This is a genomic window from Shinella lacus, assembly GCF_010994755.1.
GTDB classification, from domain to species: Bacteria; Pseudomonadota; Alphaproteobacteria; order Rhizobiales; family Rhizobiaceae; genus Shinella; species Shinella lacus.
This window is the reverse complement of record NZ_WHSB02000005.1, coordinates 15,274-29,944: the sequence shown is the minus strand read 5'-3', so window position 1 is coordinate 29,944 and position 14,671 is coordinate 15,274. Positions and strand designations below refer to the sequence as shown.

Sequence of the window (14,671 nt, the reverse complement as noted above, 5' to 3'; positions counted from 1 at the left end):
GATCCAAACATCATGCGAGCGCCGGATCGTTTCGGCGCTCGCATTTTTTTAAAGGTGACGACCATGGTAAGAGCAACATCCTCAGCGCCTTCGCAACGCATGCTGCGCGTGGGCGAGCAGGTGCGCGCGGCGATCACCCAGGTGCTTCAGCGCGGCGAAGTGCGCGATCCGCTGATCGAGACGACGGTGATCTCCATCTCGGAGGTGCGCATGTCGCCCGACCTCAAGCACGCCACGGCCTTCGTGACGCCGCTCGGCGTCAAGGACCACGACACGGTGATCGAGGCGCTCAACCGGAACGCAAAGTTCATCCGCGGCCGTATGGGCTCCCAGCTTCGCCAGATGAAGTACATGCCCGACGTGCGCTTCCGCGACGATACGAGCTTCGACAATTACAAGAAGATCGACGAAATCCTGCGTTCGCCGGAAGTCGCCCGCGATCTTGCCGCCGACGACGACGGCGACAAATAAACTAGGAATAAGATGTCCAAGCCCCGCAAGCCCAAGGGCCGGCCGATTTCCGGCTGGCTTATCCTCGACAAGCCGTTCGATTTCGGCTCGACCGAAGCCGTCGCCAAGATCAAGTGGCTGTTCAAGGCGCAGAAGGCCGGCCATGCCGGCACGCTCGATCCGCTCGCCTCCGGCATGCTGCCGATCGCGCTGGGCGACGCCACCAAGACCGTGCCTTATGTCATGGATGGCCGCAAGATCTACGAATTCACCGTCACCTGGGGCGAGGAGCGCAGCACAGACGACCTCGAAGGTACGGTGACGCAGAGCGCCGACAAGCGCCCCACGGCCGACGCGATCAAGGCGATCCTCGGCGAATATACCGGCACCATCCAGCAGATTCCGCCGCAGTTTTCCGCAATCAAGATCGACGGCGAGCGCGCCTACGATCTCGCCCGCGAAGGCGAAGTCGTCGAAATCCCGTCGCGCGAGGTGGAAATCCATCGGCTGACGCTGATCGGCTGCCCGGACGAGAACACGGCGGAATTCGAGGTCGAATGCGGCAAGGGCACCTATGTGCGCGCGCTCGCCCGCGATTTCGGCCGCCAGCTCGGCTGTTACGGCCATATTTCCGGGCTGCGCCGCAGCTTCGTCGCGCCCTTCGGCGAGGACGACATGGTGCCGCTCGCCGAGCTTACGGCGCTGGAAAAGATCGAGGATGAGGCCGAGCGCCTGGCTGCCCTCGACGCTTTCCTGATCGATACTGGCGAGGCGCTCTCCAGCCTGCCGCAGATCGTCATCAACGACGACCAGGCGCATCGCCTGCGCATGGGCAATCCGATCATCCTGCGCGGTCGCGATGCGCCGGTTTCGGCGGACGAGGCCTATGCCACGGCGCGCGGAAAACTGGTGGCGATCGGCGAGATCGGCGGCGGCGAATTCCGGCCCAAGCGGGTCTTTGCCGGCTAACAATGGGTCGGCGGAACCAATCGCTGCCGACTTGATTTCACCACAAGCTACAGGCTTTATGGCCGGCGAGGTTCGCTCACAAGCGGGCAGGGCGGCGCATTGCCGTCTCGCCCGGTCGCGGGCGAAGGGTGAAAGGGCTGGCCGTTGACGATTGCGCCGACTGACAGAACGGTGTCCGATGAGGACGCGGGTGAGGGCGCAGGCCCTGTTCAGAGCCGCCGGCGCATGCACCACCCGGTCGTCTTCTACCTCGTCTGCCTCATCCTCGTCATCGTCATTCCGTCCTTCCTGTTTTCGATCGTCGTGCTGAAGCGCACCAATGAGGCGCAGGAACGCATCTTCGAATCGCTGCTGCGCACGTCGACGGGCGCCGTGAACCGTGCGGTCGAGCGCGAGATTTCCGGCATGTTCTCGACGCTCAACTTCCTGTCGACCTCGGACAGCCTGGAAAAGGGCGATTACGCGTCCCTGCATGGGCAGGCGACCAAGGCGCTCGAAGGCACGGACATCTATTTCCTCGTCATCGACCAGACGATGCGGCAGTTGCTCAACACGCGCGTGCCCTACGGCACGGTGCTGAAAACGACCTCCGAGCCGGTCTCCGCCGGCCTGGCGCTGGAGCGCGGCGAGCGCATCGTCTCGGACCTGTTCTTCGGCAGGACCGCGCAGCAATGGGTGTTCAATGTTTACCAGCCGATGCGCCTTGCCAATGGCCAGCATGTGCTGCTGACGCTGACGAAGAACGCCGAGTCGCTCCGGCGCGCGGTCAATCCGGATATTCTCTCGCCCGGCTGGAATGCGGCGGTGCTGGATTCCGAAGGCACGGTCATCGTCTCGACGGATGACAAGCAGAAGACGGGAACGCCCTTCTTCCTGCGCGTCGTGCCGTCGCTGCGCCTCGGCGTCAGCACCATGCGGCAGGGCGGCACCGAGTATCAGGTCGTCACGGAATTCTCCTCGCTTGCCGGCTGGCGCATGATCGCCTGGGCGAAATCGTCGGATGTGCAGGGGCCGGCCGTCTCCTCCTTCCTCTGGCTGACGATCGGCGGCGCGGTCTTTGCGGCGCTCGCCGCGGCCAGCGCCGTCGGCATCGCCCGCGTGCTGTCGCGCGACGTCAGGCTGCTGGCGCATGATGCGCGCCGGCTCGGCCACGGCGAACGGGTCGCGCCGCGCCCCTATGCCATTTCCGAGCTGGAGACAGTATCGCGCGCGCTCGCCGAGGCGGCCGATGCCCGTGTCAAATCGGAAAACGAGGTGCGCTTCCTGATGCGCGAGGTGGCGCACCGCTCGAAGAACCAACTGACCGTCATCCAGGCCATGCTGAACCAGTCGGCGGCGGGTGCGGACAATGCGGCCGACTTTGCGGATACCTTCCGCAAGCGCGTCGCCGGTCTCGCCCGCTCGACGGACCTGATGATCGCCAATGCCACCCAGGGCGTAAACCTCGCCGAACTCGCCAAGAACCAGCTAAAACCCTTCACGCCGGACGACACGACGCGCGTGCGCATCGCCGGCCCCGCTGTGCTGCTCGATCCGCAGGCCTCCCAGACCCTCGGCATGGCGCTGCACGAGCTTTCCACCAATGCCACGAAATACGGTGCGCTCGCCAATGAGACGGGCGTGGTCTCGCTGAGCTGGGTGACATCGGGCGACGACCTCAATCTCATCTGGCGCGAAAGCCGGGCGACGATCGACAAGGATGCCATCGCCGCAAGCCGCAAGGGTTTCGGCAGCGTCGTGCTGGAACGCATGCTCGGCATGGCGCTCGATGCCAAACTCGACTTCATCGTGCATGACGACGGCATCGAATGGCGGGTGACGATCCCCCTGGCGCGGCTGCGCGATGAGGACGTCCACCAGCAGGGCACCGCGCCATGAGCAAGCCGGCTTTCTTCCGACATATCCATTGCAGGTCTATTTCATGACGTCCTTCTTGCGTGTGTTCGCCGTCCTGGCATGCCTTGTCGCCTCCATCCCTTCCGCCTTCGCCGCCTATGGCGAATGTTACGTCGACGACCCGACGGGCACGCCGCTCAACGTGCGCACGGCGCCCAACGGCACGATCCTGACGACGCTTGCGAACGGCTCGATCGTCGAGGTGGTCGACGAGATGAAGGTCGGCCAGAAACACTGGCTCTTCGTGGCGCGGCAGGGTGAACGGCTCGGCTGGATCTTCGGCGCCTATGTCGTGTGCAAGCAGCCGGGAGAAACGCGCGAGGCGGGACCGAGCCAGCCGGCCGAGCAGCGCTAGGCGTCCCGAACGACGGCTCTTCCCTTTCATAAGGGAATGGTTTATAGGCACCGCCAGCAATGCGGGCCTAGGCTCCGCTTGCATTCACGGCCATTGCTGGACGACATCCCGGCTTTTGGCGTCCTAAGTTCTCCATTCATGAAAGGACATACGATGTCGATTACTGCTGAGCGCAAGGCTGCGCTGATCAAGGAATATGCAACTGTCGAAGGCGACACCGGTTCCCCGGAAGTCCAGGTTGCTATCCTGACCGAGCGGATCAACAACCTGACCGGCCATTTCAAGGACCACAAGAAGGACAACCACTCCCGTCGTGGCCTTCTGACCATGGTTTCCAGCCGTCGCTCGCTTCTTGATTACCTCAAGAAGAAGGACGAAGCCCGTTACAGCAAGCTGATTGCTGCCCTGGGCATTCGCCGCTAAGCCTTTTCGGCGGGCGTTCTTCGTGAGCGCCCGCCGCTTTCTTTTGCGGAGCAGACGCTTCGCCAGACCGTTCCCCCTGTGCCGGTTGCGACCGCCTCGTGAAACGGAATTCTCCAGCAGGCCGGATGGGCCGGTCCTGCGGAACCAACCGATGACCTGTCATGGGGCAGGATTGCAGGATGCTTCAGGCGCGCGCCTGTCGTCGGCCGGGCTCAAAGAGCCTTCGCCCGCAGAGTTCGCGAGCCACCACCCGGAAGCCTCCCGTTGTCTTGCCCATGATGCGTCATGAAAGCGGATAGACCACCTGCGCCTTTTCGGGCGGCGGTGCGCGTATCTGCCAAGAAGGACAAGACATGTTCGATACCCATACGGTTGAAATCGAATGGGCGGGCCGTCCGCTCAAGCTGGAAACCGGCAAGATCGCCCGTCAGGCTGATGGCGCGGTTCTCGCGACCTACGGCGAAACCGTCGTTCTCGCCACCGTCGTTTCCGCCAAGGCGCCGAAGCCGGGCCAGGATTTCTTCCCGCTGACCGTCAACTACCAGGAAAAGACCTACGCCGCCGGCAAGATTCCGGGTGGCTACTTCAAGCGCGAAGGCCGCCCGTCGGAAAAGGAAACGCTGGTTTCCCGCCTGATCGACCGCCCGATCCGCCCGCTCTTCCCGGAAGGCTACAAGAACGACACGCAGGTCGTCGTCACCGTCGTCCAGCATGACCTCGAAAACGATCCCGACGTCCTGTCGATGGTTGCCGCTTCCGCAGCGCTCACGATCTCCGGCGTTCCCTTCATGGGCCCGGTCGGCGGTGCGCGCGTCGGCTACATCAATGGCGAATACGTCCTGAACCCGCATCTCGACGAGATGGACGAGTCCGTTCTCGACCTCGTCGTCGCCGGCACGCAGGACGCCGTCCTGATGGTCGAATCCGAAGCCAAGGAACTGAACGAAGACGTCATGCTCGGCGCCGTCATGTTCGGCCACAAGGGCTTCCAGCCGGTCATCGACGCGATCATCAAGCTCGCTGAAGTGGCTGCCAAGGAACCGCGCGACTTCAACCCGGAAGACCATTCCGCGCTCGAAGCCGAAATGCTCGGCCTTGCCGAAACCGAACTGCGCGCTGCCTACAAGATCACCCAGAAGGCCGATCGTTACGCCGCCGTCGACGCCGTCAAGGCGAAGGTGAAGGCCCACTTCTTCCCGGAAGGCGTTGAGCCGAAGTACACGGCCGAAGTCATCGGCGCCGTCTTCAAGCACCTCCAGGCCAAGATCGTTCGCTGGAACATCCTCGACACCAAGAGCCGCATCGACGGCCGCGACCTCGACACCGTTCGCGCCATCGTCTCCGAAGTCGGCATCCTGCCGCGCACGCACGGTTCGGCGCTCTTCACCCGCGGTGAAACCCAGGCTGTCGTCGTTGCGACGCTGGGCACCGGCGAAGACGAGCAGTATGTCGATAGCCTGACCGGCATGTACAAGGAACGTTTCCTGCTGCACTACAACTTCCCGCCCTACTCGGTCGGTGAAACGGGCCGCATGGGCTCCCCGGGCCGCCGCGAAATCGGCCACGGCAAGCTCGCCTGGCGCGCTATCCGCCCGATGCTGCCGACGGCGGAACAGTTCCCCTACACGCTGCGCGTCGTCTCCGAGATCACCGAGTCGAACGGCTCGTCCTCGATGGCAACGGTTTGCGGCACCTCGCTCGCGCTGATGGACGCCGGCGTTCCGCTGGCCAAGCCGGTTGCCGGCATCGCCATGGGCCTGATCCTCGAAGGCGACCGTTTCGCCGTTCTCTCCGACATCCTCGGTGACGAAGACCACCTCGGCGACATGGACTTCAAGGTCGCCGGCACCGCCGACGGCATCACCTCGCTGCAGATGGACATCAAGATCGCCGGTATCACCGAAGAGATCATGAAGGTCGCGCTCAGCCAGGCACAGGGCGGCCGCAAGCACATCCTCGGCGAAATGGCCAATGCCATCTCCGAAGGCCGCTCGCAGCTCGGCGAATTCGCACCGCGCATCGAAGTCATGAACATCCCGGTCGACAAGATCCGTGAAGTCATCGGCACGGGCGGCAAGGTCATCCGCGAAATCGTCGAGAAGACCGGCGCCAAGATCAACATCGAAGACGACGGCACGATCAAGATCGCATCGTCCTCCGGCAAGGAGATCGAAGCGGCCCGCAAGTGGATCCACTCGATCGTCGCGGAACCGGAAGTCGGCCAGATCTACGAAGGCACGGTCGTCAAGACCGCCGACTTCGGCGCCTTCGTCAACTTCTTCGGCCCGCGCGACGGCCTCGTGCACATCTCGCAGCTCGCCCAGGAGCGCGTTGCCAAGACCTCCGACGTCGTCAAGGAAGGCGACAAGGTCTGGGTCAAGCTGATGGGCTTCGACGAGCGCGGCAAGGTTCGCCTCTCCATGAAGGTCGTCGACCAGGCGACCGGCAAGGAAGTCGCTGCCGAGAAAAAGGGCGACGGCGAAGCCGCCGAGTAAGCCTACTCTCTACCTTTGAAAGGGGCGCGGAGCGGCACGTTCCGCGCCCCTTTTACTTATGCTCAATCTGTTCTCCCGCCCGTCCGAAAGCCCACCCATATGACCCGCGAAGCCCTGAAAACCCTGTTCCATCCTTTCGCCTCCGGCACGCTTGCCATGCCCGGCGAGGACGAGCGCTATCTGTTCCTCGGCGCAGAGGCCGGCCAGCGGCCGCCGGAAGGCTTTGGGGCGGTGCTCGACGCGGTCCAGCCGCTTCGCCCGCTCTATCGCGGCCTGGAGGCGGTGCGCGTGCCCGTCAAGCCGCTGGTCGAGGGCGAGGACTATGACGGCGCGCTCATCCTGATCAACAAGCACAAGGGCGAGAACGAGAACCGCATCGCGGAAGCGCTGCGCCGCGTGCGCACCGGCGGCATCATCATCGTTGCCGGCGGCAAGGAAGACGGCATCCAGTCCATGCGCAAGCGCCTGGACCAATTGGGCCTGACCGGCGACTACATGCCGAAATATCACGGCCTCGCCATCTGGTTCGCCCGTCCGGAAGACCCGGCCGATGCGATCGCCAAGCTGGCGGCCAAGCCGGTGCGCATCGTCGGCCGCTTTACCGCAGCCCCGGGCATGTTCTCGCATGACCGGATCGACGACGGCTCCGAACTGCTCGCGACCCGCATTCCGGAAGATTTCCACGGCCACGCCGCCGATTTCGGCGCGGGCTGGGGCTACCTCTCCGTCATGCTCGGCGGCCGCGCGCCGCAGGTGAAGGGCATCGACCTGTTCGAGGCGCATTACGAAGCGCTCGAAGCCGCCAAGGAGAACATGGCGGAGAACTGCCCGAACATTCCGACGCGCTACTACTGGTTCGACCTGACAGCCGAGACGCCGCGCGACCACTACGACCTCATCGTCATGAACCCGCCCTTCCACGAGGGCCATGCGGCCGACCACGCGCTCGGCGCCGGCATGATCCAGGCGGCGGCGAAGGCGCTCAAGGTCGGCGGCCGCCTGCTGATGGTCGCCAACCGCGGCCTGCCTTACGAGCCGGTGCTGAAGGAAGCCTTCAAGGAATCGGGCGAGGTCTGCCGCAACGCCCGCTTCAAGGTCCTCTGGGGCAAGCGCTAGTCTAAATGCTCACAGCGGCAGCGCGAAGGTCTGTTTGATCGTCTCGCTCGGCACGTCCGTCTTGACGTTCTGGATGCCGTTCTTGCGGGTAAGGTTGGCCGCCTGGAAGCGGCGGTAGTCCGCAAGGTCCGACACGACGACGCGCAACAGCGCGTCGCTCTCGCCGAGCATGATGTAACACTCCACCACCTCGGGCAGCCGCTTCATCGCGGCGATGAAATGGTCGATCGTCTCGGCATCCTGTGCCGTGAGCCAGACGCGGGCGAACATGGAAAGTTGCAGACCGACCTTCGCCTGGTCGACCACCGCCACGTAACGGCTGATCACGCCCGCCTCCTCCAGCAGCTTGACCCGGCGCAGACAGGGCGAGGGCGACAGGCCGACGCGCCTTGCCAGTTCGATATTCTGCATCCGACCGTCCTGCTGTAACTCGCGCAGGATGCGGCGATCTATGTCGTCGAGCTGCATTGGAATCCTCACAAACGTTCAAGCCGCTTGACGGCAGCTGATGCCAAACTCTTCCCCAGCTTTGGCATCTTGGCAACCCCGTTGCGCACGGGGTCGGCTAGGCTTGCCTCGGTTTGACGAGGAGAGCGATATGGACTGGGCTTGGGTTCTGGCGGCATCGGGCTTTGCATTCGCCATGGCGGGCACGCCGGGGCCGAACAACACGATGGTGACGGCCTCCGGCGCGAATTACGGCTTCCGCCGCACGCTTCCGGTGGCGATCGGCATGGGCATCGGTGTCGCCGTCATCATCTTCGTCGTTGCGGCGGCGGGCGGATCGATCGTCTCGGAGCCGCGCGTGCATCTGGTGCTGAAGTGGGTGGGCGTCTCCTATCTGCTCTGGCTCGCCTGGCGCATTGCCAATGCCGCGCCCGCAGGCTTTGCCGCGGAGAATGGCAGGCAGCGGCCGTTCACGGTCGTGGAAGGCGCGCTGCTGCAACTCGTCAATCCAAAGCTCTGGGTGATGGTGGCGGGCGCCGTCGTCACCTATGGCAGCGGCATCGCCGGAGACCTGACGGTTCCGGCCGCCTTCGCCGTCATCTTCGGCGGTGCGACCCTCGTCAGCACCTTGGCCTGGACCGCCGTCGGCGTGGGAGCCGCGCGGTTCATTACGCGCGAGCGCAGCCTCCGGCTGTTCAACCGGGCGATGGCGCTGCTGCTCGTCCTCTCGCTTGTGCCGGTCGTGCTGGAATAGCGACCGATTGCCATTTCAATGAAAGAGGTCCACCATCACGGAACCGTTCCGTTCAGGAGATCCGTAATGGCTTTTGGACCTGCAAGACCGCCGATCACGGAAGATGTGGCGGAAGTCATCGTCAAGGATGTGAAGGAGGCGGAGGGGCATACGCCGACCTCCGAAGTGCCGCTCGCCTTCCTGAAGCGCGCCGCGGAGGGAAAAGTGCCGGAAATGAACAGCCGCGTGCGCGTGCTGTTCCTCGGCGTGCTCGCCGTGGTCATCCTGCTCGTCGTCGTGCTGATGGCGCTTTGAGCGCAGGGGAAGACGGCGCGAAGCTTCCGCTTCGCGCCGCAAATCCTATTCGCTGTCGGCCTTTGCCAGACGCTCCAGCGTCGGCATGGAGGTGATGTTGTAGCCGGCGTCCACGTAGTGGATTTCGCCGGTGACGCCGCTCGACAGGTCGGAAAGCAGGTACAGCGCCGAATTGCCGACATCCTCGATGGTGACGGTGCGGCGCAGCGGCGCATTCTTCTGCTGCCAGGAGAGCATGGCGCGTGCATCGGAAATGCCGGCACCGGCGAGCGTGCGGATCGGGCCAGCCGAGATCGCGTTGACGCGGATGCCGCGCGGGCCGTAGTCCCCGGCAAGATAGCGCACGGAGGCTTCCAGAGCCGCCTTGGCGACACCCATGACATTGTAGTTCGGCATGATGCGCACCGAGCCGCCATAGGTCAGCGTCAGGAGCGAGCCGCCTTCCGTCATCAGCTCTGCCGCCCGCTTGGCAATCTCCGTAAACGAGAAGCAGGAGATCACCATGGTGCGCGAAAAATTGTCGCGCGAGGTGTCGGCGTAGAGGCCCTTCAGCTCGTTCTTGTCGGAAAAACCGATGGCGTGCACGACGAAATCGAGCTTGCCCCACTTTTCCTTGATGGCCTCGATCGTCGAATCCACCGAGGCGATGTCCTCGACGTCGCAGGGGATGACGAAATCCGAGCCGAGCTCGGCGGCAAGCGGCTTCACGCGCTTGCCGAGCGCTTCGCCCTGGTAGGTGAAGGCGAGTTCCGCGCCCTGGCCCGCCAGCTTCTGGGCGATGCCCCAGGCGATGGAGTGGTTGTTCGCGACCCCCATGATGAGGCCGCGCTTGCCGTTCATGATCCCCGTCATGCTGGTCATCCGTTGTGGCGCTGGAAGACCAGCGTGGCGTTCGTGCCGCCGAAGCCGAAGGAATTGGAAAGAACGGTGTCGATCTTGGCATTGTCGATGCGCTTGCGCACGATCGGCACGCCGTCGAATTCCGGGTCGAGCTCGGTGATATGCGCGCTCTCGCCGATGAAGCCGGCCTGCATCATCAGGAGGCCGTAGATCGATTCCTGCACGCCGGCTGCACCCAGCGAATGGCCGGTCAGCGACTTGGTCGACTGGATGTGCGGGATCTTGTCGCCGAAGACTTCGCGGATCGCGCCGATCTCCTTCGAATCGCCGACGGGCGTCGAGGTGCCGTGCGTGTTGATATAGTCGACGTCGCCTTTCACCGTGGCAAGCGCCTGGCGCATGCAGCGGATCGCGCCTTCGCCCGACGGAGCGACCATGTCGTAGCCGTCCGAGGTCGCGCCGTAGCCGACGATTTCCGCATAGATCTTGGCGCCGCGGGCCTTGGCACGCTCGTATTCTTCCAGCACCAGCACGCCGGCGCCGCCGGCGATGACGAAGCCGTCGCGGCTGACGTCATAGGCGCGCGAGGCGGTGGCAGGCGTGTCATTGTACTTGGACGACATGGCGCCCATGGCGTCGAAGAGGTTCGACATGGTCCAGTCGAGGTCCTCGTGGCCGCCGGCGAACATGATGTCCTGCTTGCCCCACTGGATCATTTCCGCGGCATTGCCGATGCAGTGCGCCGAGGTCGAGCAGGCCGAGGAGATGGAATAGTTGACGCCGTGGATCTTGAACCAGGTGGCAAGCGTCGCCGATGCCGTGGACGACATCGCCTTCGGCACGGCGAACGGGCCGATGCGCTTGGGCGAGTTGTTCTTCAGCGTGATCTCGGCCGCCTCGATCAGCGTGCGGGTGGAGGGGCCGCCCGAGCCCATGATGATGCCGGCGCGCTCGTTGGCGGCGTAATCGGCTTCTTCCAGGCCGGAATCGGCGATCGCCTGCTTCATGGCGACATGGTTCCAGGAGCCGCCCTGCGACAGGAAGCGGGCCGCGCGGCGATCCACGAGGTCGGCCGTGTCGATGTTCGGCGCACCCCAGACCTGGCACTTGAAGCCGTGGTCGGCGAAATCCTGGGAAAAGCTGATGCCGGAGCGCGCATCGCGCAGCGACGCCGTTACTTCGTCAGCATTGTTCCCGATGGAGGATACGATCCCCAGACCCGTGACAACAACCCGTCTCATGTTTCTGACCTTTATCTAGAACGTCTCGTGGTGAAGGCGGCGTAGGCCGCCGCCTCAGGCTTCCTTGTCCTTGGACAGGCCGACGCGCAGGTCGGATGCCTGATAGATAGTCTCGCCGTCGGCCTTCAGCCAGCCGTCGGCCGTGCCAAGCACGAGGCGGCCGCGCATGACGCGCTTGAAATCGATGCCGTATTCCAGGAGCTTCGTGGTCGGGCGGATCATGCCCTTGAATTTCACTTCGCCGGTGGAGAGCGCCATGCCGCGGCCGGGTTCGCCGAGCCAGCCGAGGAAGAAGCCGGTGAGCTGCCACATGCCGTCGAGGCCGAGGCAGCCCGGCATGATCGGGTTGCCCTGGAAGTGGCAGGGGAAATACCAGTCGTCGGGGCGCACATCGTATTCGGCGCGGATATAGCCCTTGTCGAAGGCACCGCCCGTTTCGGAAATGTCAGTAATGCGATGGACCATCAGCATGGGAGGCAGAGGAAGCTGGGCATTGCCGGGGCCGAAAAGCTCGCCGCGGCCGCAGCTCAGAATTTCCTCATAGTTGTAGCTGGATTGCCTGGTCGTCATCGAATGTCTCATCCCCGGTCGCGTAGACGCTTATTGCGTTTAGATTTAGAGCAGCTAAGGCGCGAATTGAAGCACCCCGGACCACCCCTTTTTATCGTCGCGCCCTGGCCGGGCGATACGTTAATTCAGCAGTCCGCATACATGATGCTTGCGGTGACAGCCAGCCTAAATTCGGGCGGGGCAAGCAAAGGCCCCGGTTTTTCCGCCTGTTGCGCGCCTTTCAAGCGCCGTAATCCTATTGAATCCCGGCGGCGCTAAAGTTATATCGAAATATCAAGATTGTTGTTCAAGGCCAGACAAGCGGATCCGTCGCCCATGACGCATGCACACGAGTTGCCCATCGAAGAGCGCCTGCGCCATTCCGGCCTGCGCCCGACGCGCCAGCGCGTGGCTCTCGCCGACCTGCTGTTCGCCAAGGGCGATCGCCACCTGACGGTGGAAGAACTGCACGAAGAAGCCGTGACTGCGGGCGTTCCGGTGTCTCTCGCAACCGTCTACAACACGCTGCACCAGTTCACCGAGGCGGGCCTGATCCGTGTTCTCGCGGTCGAAAGCTCGAAGACCTACTTCGACACGAATGTCTCCGACCACCACCATTTCTTCGTCGAGGGCGAAAACCACGTTCTCGACATTCCGGTGAGCAATATCGCGATCGGCAACCTGCCGGAGCCGCCGGAAGGCATGGAGATCGCTCACGTTGATGTGATCATCCGCCTGCGCCCGCGCAAGCCTTGAGAGCACTCTAAGCCCTCACATCACGTCATCCGGATGCCGCCCCGGCCGCGGCCTGTAGACCGGAAACCGCCAGCCGAACCGCAACGCCCCGCCGCGCACGATGAAGGCCGCGCCAATTCCGATTGCCGAGGCGAGCCAGAGTGGTACGCCGGCGACGCTCGCCGCCGTGAAGGCCGCGGAGCCGATGAGTGCCGCGGTGACGTAGACCTCCGGCCGCAGCAGCACGGAAGGCTCGCCAGCCAGCAGGTCCCGCAGGATGCCGCCGAAACTTGCGGTCAGCACGCCGGTGGTGATCGCGACCGTCGGCGATCCGGTTGCGGCAAGCCCCTTGGCGGCCCCCATGACGCAATAGGCCGAGACCCCCATCGCATCGAGCCAGAGCAGCAGGCGGTAGCGCGACTCGATGCGGTGCGCGAGCACGAAGACGACAAGCGCCACCACCACGCAGACGATGAGATAGGTCGGGTTCACCACCCAGAAGACCGGTGTAGCGCCGAGGATCACGTCACGGAACGTGCCGCCGCCGATGCCGGTCGCGGCCGCAAGGAACAGGAAGCCGATGATGTCGAGCTGCTTGCGCGAGGCCGAAAGCGCGCCGGTGGCGGCGAAGACCGCCACGCCGGTATAGTCGAGCAGTTCCAGGATCGGCACGCTTGTTGTCCCCTTCCATCACAGGCCCGTTCTCGGGCCAAGCCTCGCGACAGCTTTGCCGCGTTAGAGTGCGCGCCCGTGTACCCGGGCAGAATCAGGCAGCGCGCCGGCTTGTCCGCATAATGACCGAATCGCCTGCCATGGAAAGGTTTGAGAGATGGCCATCCGCATCAGAATCCTGGCGCTTGTCTGCGCAGCGCTCGTTTCGACCGTCCTGCCGGTCCGCGCGGCGGAAATCGTGCCGGATGCCATCGCGACGGCGCAGGCCGAAGTCGCCAAGCGCTGCAAGACGCCGATCTACGGCGAGGACTTTTCCGAAACCATCGATTTCAACAATGACAGCCTTCCCGACGCCATCGTCAATCTCGGCGCGGTCAATTGCGACGGCACGCCCGGCGGCCTGTGCGGCAATGTCGGCTGCCCCTACGAATTCTACATCCAGGTGGCCGAGGGCGGCTATTTCCTCGCCGCCAATGCCGATCTCTACGGCTACGAGCTGAAGAAGCGCTACGGCAACATGGTGCTGGAACTGAAGGCCAATGCCGCAAGCTGCGGGCGCGACGATTCCGAATATTGCATCATGACGATCCGCGTGCGCGGCGCCCAGTTCGACACGATCTCGAAAAAATAGCTTCTATTGCGGGAAGAGCGCGTGCGTGCGGCCGGCGAGATAGTAGGCGAGCAGGCCCGTCCATTCCCTGAGTGCCGTCGTCATCAGCTGGCTGTTCGTCGAGGGCTGGCTGAAATCGAAGGCAAGTCCGGCCTGGCCCGTCGTGCGGAAATCTGTTGGCCAGGGGAGCACGTCGATGTCGAGCTTGCGGAACAGGCCGACCGAGCGCGGCATGTGGAAGGCAGAGGTCACCAGCAGGCAGCGGCCGAGGCCGTTTGCCGCCAATAGTGCCTTGGTGTTCTCGACATTCTCGAAGGTGGTGCGTGATTCCGTCTCGCGGATCAGCCGGTCGGCAGGAACCCCAAAGGCTTCGAAGAAGCGCGTCGCCACCGCCGCATCGCCCTCATAGTTGCCGCTGAACGAGCCATCGCCGCCGGAAATCAGGATGCGTGCCGCGGGAAACTCCCGCGCCAGCCGCAGCGTCTCGATGAAGCGGTCGCCGGCCTGGTTCATCTCGAAGCCGCCACGCGCCGCAATCACTTCCGCCTCGATGCCACCGCCGAGCATGATGACGCAGCCCGGTCCGCCGGCCGGTAGCTCCGCCCGCGGGATGCGGTCTTCCAGGGTTTGCAGCAGCACCGCGCCGGTCGAGGTGAACAGCGTGACAAAGAGCAGGAGGGCAGCAAAAATATTTGCCGTCGTCCGCAGCCGCTTCCAGCGCATCAGCCCGGCCAGCAGGCCGAACACGACCAGCAGAAGGGCAAGCGACAGGGGCTGGGCCGCGAGCCAGAAGATCTTCGAGGCATAATAGGTCAAGCGTCACCC

Annotated in this window: 17 protein-coding genes; 11 read left to right on the top strand and 6 right to left on the bottom strand. The window is 64.0% G+C overall.

Annotated features, from left to right (window positions below):
• The first annotated feature begins 63 nt into the window (after positions 1 to 63).
• From rbfA to GB927_RS14550, 7 genes are all read left to right on the top strand, one after another.
• A complete protein-coding gene (gene rbfA / locus GB927_RS14580) occupies positions 64 to 471 on the top strand; it encodes a 30S ribosome-binding factor RbfA (protein WP_256117838.1) in 408 nt (135 codons plus the stop codon).
• Positions 472 to 483: 12 nt separating this feature from the next.
• Complete coding sequence (truB, locus tag GB927_RS14575) at positions 484 to 1,419, top strand: tRNA pseudouridine(55) synthase TruB (protein WP_256117833.1); 936 nt, start codon at positions 484 to 486, stop codon at positions 1,417 to 1,419.
• 171 nt (positions 1,420 to 1,590) lie between these two features.
• Positions 1,591 to 3,297, top strand: a complete 1,707-nt coding sequence (locus tag GB927_RS14570; protein WP_256117831.1) for a sensor histidine kinase — start codon at positions 1,591 to 1,593, stop codon at positions 3,295 to 3,297.
• Positions 3,298 to 3,340: 43 nt separating this feature from the next.
• Positions 3,341 to 3,670: an SH3 domain-containing protein gene (locus tag GB927_RS14565; RefSeq protein ID WP_256117829.1), complete on the top strand. Its 330-nt coding sequence runs from the start codon at positions 3,341 to 3,343 to the stop codon at positions 3,668 to 3,670.
• A 153-nt stretch (positions 3,671 to 3,823) separates the two neighbouring features.
• The gene (rpsO, locus tag GB927_RS14560) at positions 3,824 to 4,093 is read left to right on the top strand and encodes a 30S ribosomal protein S15 (RefSeq protein ID WP_230807809.1); all 270 of its coding nucleotides are present in this window, start codon (positions 3,824 to 3,826) and stop codon (positions 4,091 to 4,093) included.
• 353 nt (positions 4,094 to 4,446) lie between these two features.
• Positions 4,447 to 6,588 (top strand): polyribonucleotide nucleotidyltransferase, encoded by a 2,142-nt coding sequence (pnp, locus tag GB927_RS14555; RefSeq protein WP_256117828.1) that lies wholly within the window; start codon positions 4,447 to 4,449, stop codon positions 6,586 to 6,588.
• Positions 6,589 to 6,687: 99 nt separating this feature from the next.
• The gene (locus tag GB927_RS14550; protein ID WP_256117827.1) at positions 6,688 to 7,704 is read left to right on the top strand and encodes a class I SAM-dependent methyltransferase; all 1,017 of its coding nucleotides are present in this window, start codon (positions 6,688 to 6,690) and stop codon (positions 7,702 to 7,704) included.
• A gap of 9 nt (positions 7,705 to 7,713) precedes the next feature.
• On the opposite strand, the gene GB927_RS14545 is transcribed toward GB927_RS14550, so the two are convergent.
• Positions 7,714 to 8,172, bottom strand: coding sequence for an Lrp/AsnC family transcriptional regulator (locus GB927_RS14545; RefSeq protein WP_256117825.1), 459 nt, complete (start codon positions 8,170 to 8,172; stop codon positions 7,714 to 7,716).
• A gap of 130 nt (positions 8,173 to 8,302) precedes the next feature.
• Between GB927_RS14545 and GB927_RS14540 the strand changes: the two genes are divergently transcribed.
• Both GB927_RS14540 and GB927_RS14535 read left to right on the top strand, forming a co-directional pair.
• Positions 8,303 to 8,905, top strand: coding sequence for a LysE family translocator (locus tag GB927_RS14540; RefSeq protein ID WP_256117824.1), 603 nt, complete (start codon positions 8,303 to 8,305; stop codon positions 8,903 to 8,905).
• A gap of 66 nt (positions 8,906 to 8,971) precedes the next feature.
• A complete protein-coding gene (locus tag GB927_RS14535) occupies positions 8,972 to 9,199 on the top strand; it encodes a hypothetical protein (RefSeq protein WP_256117823.1) in 228 nt (75 codons plus the stop codon).
• Between the two features lie 45 nt (positions 9,200 to 9,244).
• On the opposite strand, the gene fabI is transcribed toward GB927_RS14535, so the two are convergent.
• Genes fabI through fabA form a run of 3 tightly spaced genes read right to left on the bottom strand, consistent with a single transcriptional unit; the run spans position 9,245 to position 11,850 of the window.
• Positions 9,245 to 10,051 (bottom strand): enoyl-ACP reductase FabI, encoded by an 807-nt coding sequence (fabI, locus tag GB927_RS14530; RefSeq protein ID WP_256117819.1) that lies wholly within the window; start codon positions 10,049 to 10,051, stop codon positions 9,245 to 9,247.
• A 5-nt stretch (positions 10,052 to 10,056) separates the two neighbouring features.
• Positions 10,057 to 11,280 carry a beta-ketoacyl-ACP synthase I gene (gene fabB / locus GB927_RS14525; protein WP_256117817.1) on the bottom strand — a complete coding sequence of 408 codons (1,224 nt, stop codon included), beginning with the start codon at positions 11,278 to 11,280 and terminating at the stop codon, positions 10,057 to 10,059.
• Positions 11,281 to 11,334: 54 nt separating this feature from the next.
• Complete coding sequence (gene fabA / locus GB927_RS14520) at positions 11,335 to 11,850, bottom strand: 3-hydroxyacyl-[acyl-carrier-protein] dehydratase FabA (protein WP_256117816.1); 516 nt, start codon at positions 11,848 to 11,850, stop codon at positions 11,335 to 11,337.
• 315 nt (positions 11,851 to 12,165) lie between these two features.
• Between fabA and irrA the strand changes: the two genes are divergently transcribed.
• Positions 12,166 to 12,585: an iron response transcriptional regulator IrrA gene (gene irrA, locus GB927_RS14515; RefSeq protein ID WP_256117815.1), complete on the top strand. Its 420-nt coding sequence runs from the start codon at positions 12,166 to 12,168 to the stop codon at positions 12,583 to 12,585.
• A 15-nt stretch (positions 12,586 to 12,600) separates the two neighbouring features.
• Here irrA and GB927_RS14510 read toward each other — a convergent pair whose 3' ends face one another.
• Positions 12,601 to 13,236, bottom strand: a complete 636-nt coding sequence (locus GB927_RS14510; RefSeq protein ID WP_256117814.1) for a trimeric intracellular cation channel family protein — start codon at positions 13,234 to 13,236, stop codon at positions 12,601 to 12,603.
• A 157-nt stretch (positions 13,237 to 13,393) separates the two neighbouring features.
• On the opposite strand from GB927_RS14510, the gene GB927_RS14505 reads away from it, so the two are divergent.
• Positions 13,394 to 13,867, top strand: coding sequence for a hypothetical protein (locus tag GB927_RS14505; protein ID WP_256117813.1), 474 nt, complete (start codon positions 13,394 to 13,396; stop codon positions 13,865 to 13,867).
• Between the two features lie 3 nt (positions 13,868 to 13,870).
• Here GB927_RS14505 and GB927_RS14500 read toward each other — a convergent pair whose 3' ends face one another.
• Positions 13,871 to 14,662 carry a YdcF family protein gene (locus GB927_RS14500; RefSeq protein ID WP_256117812.1) on the bottom strand — a complete coding sequence of 264 codons (792 nt, stop codon included), beginning with the start codon at positions 14,660 to 14,662 and terminating at the stop codon, positions 13,871 to 13,873.
• Positions 14,663 to 14,671 lie beyond the last annotated feature (9 nt).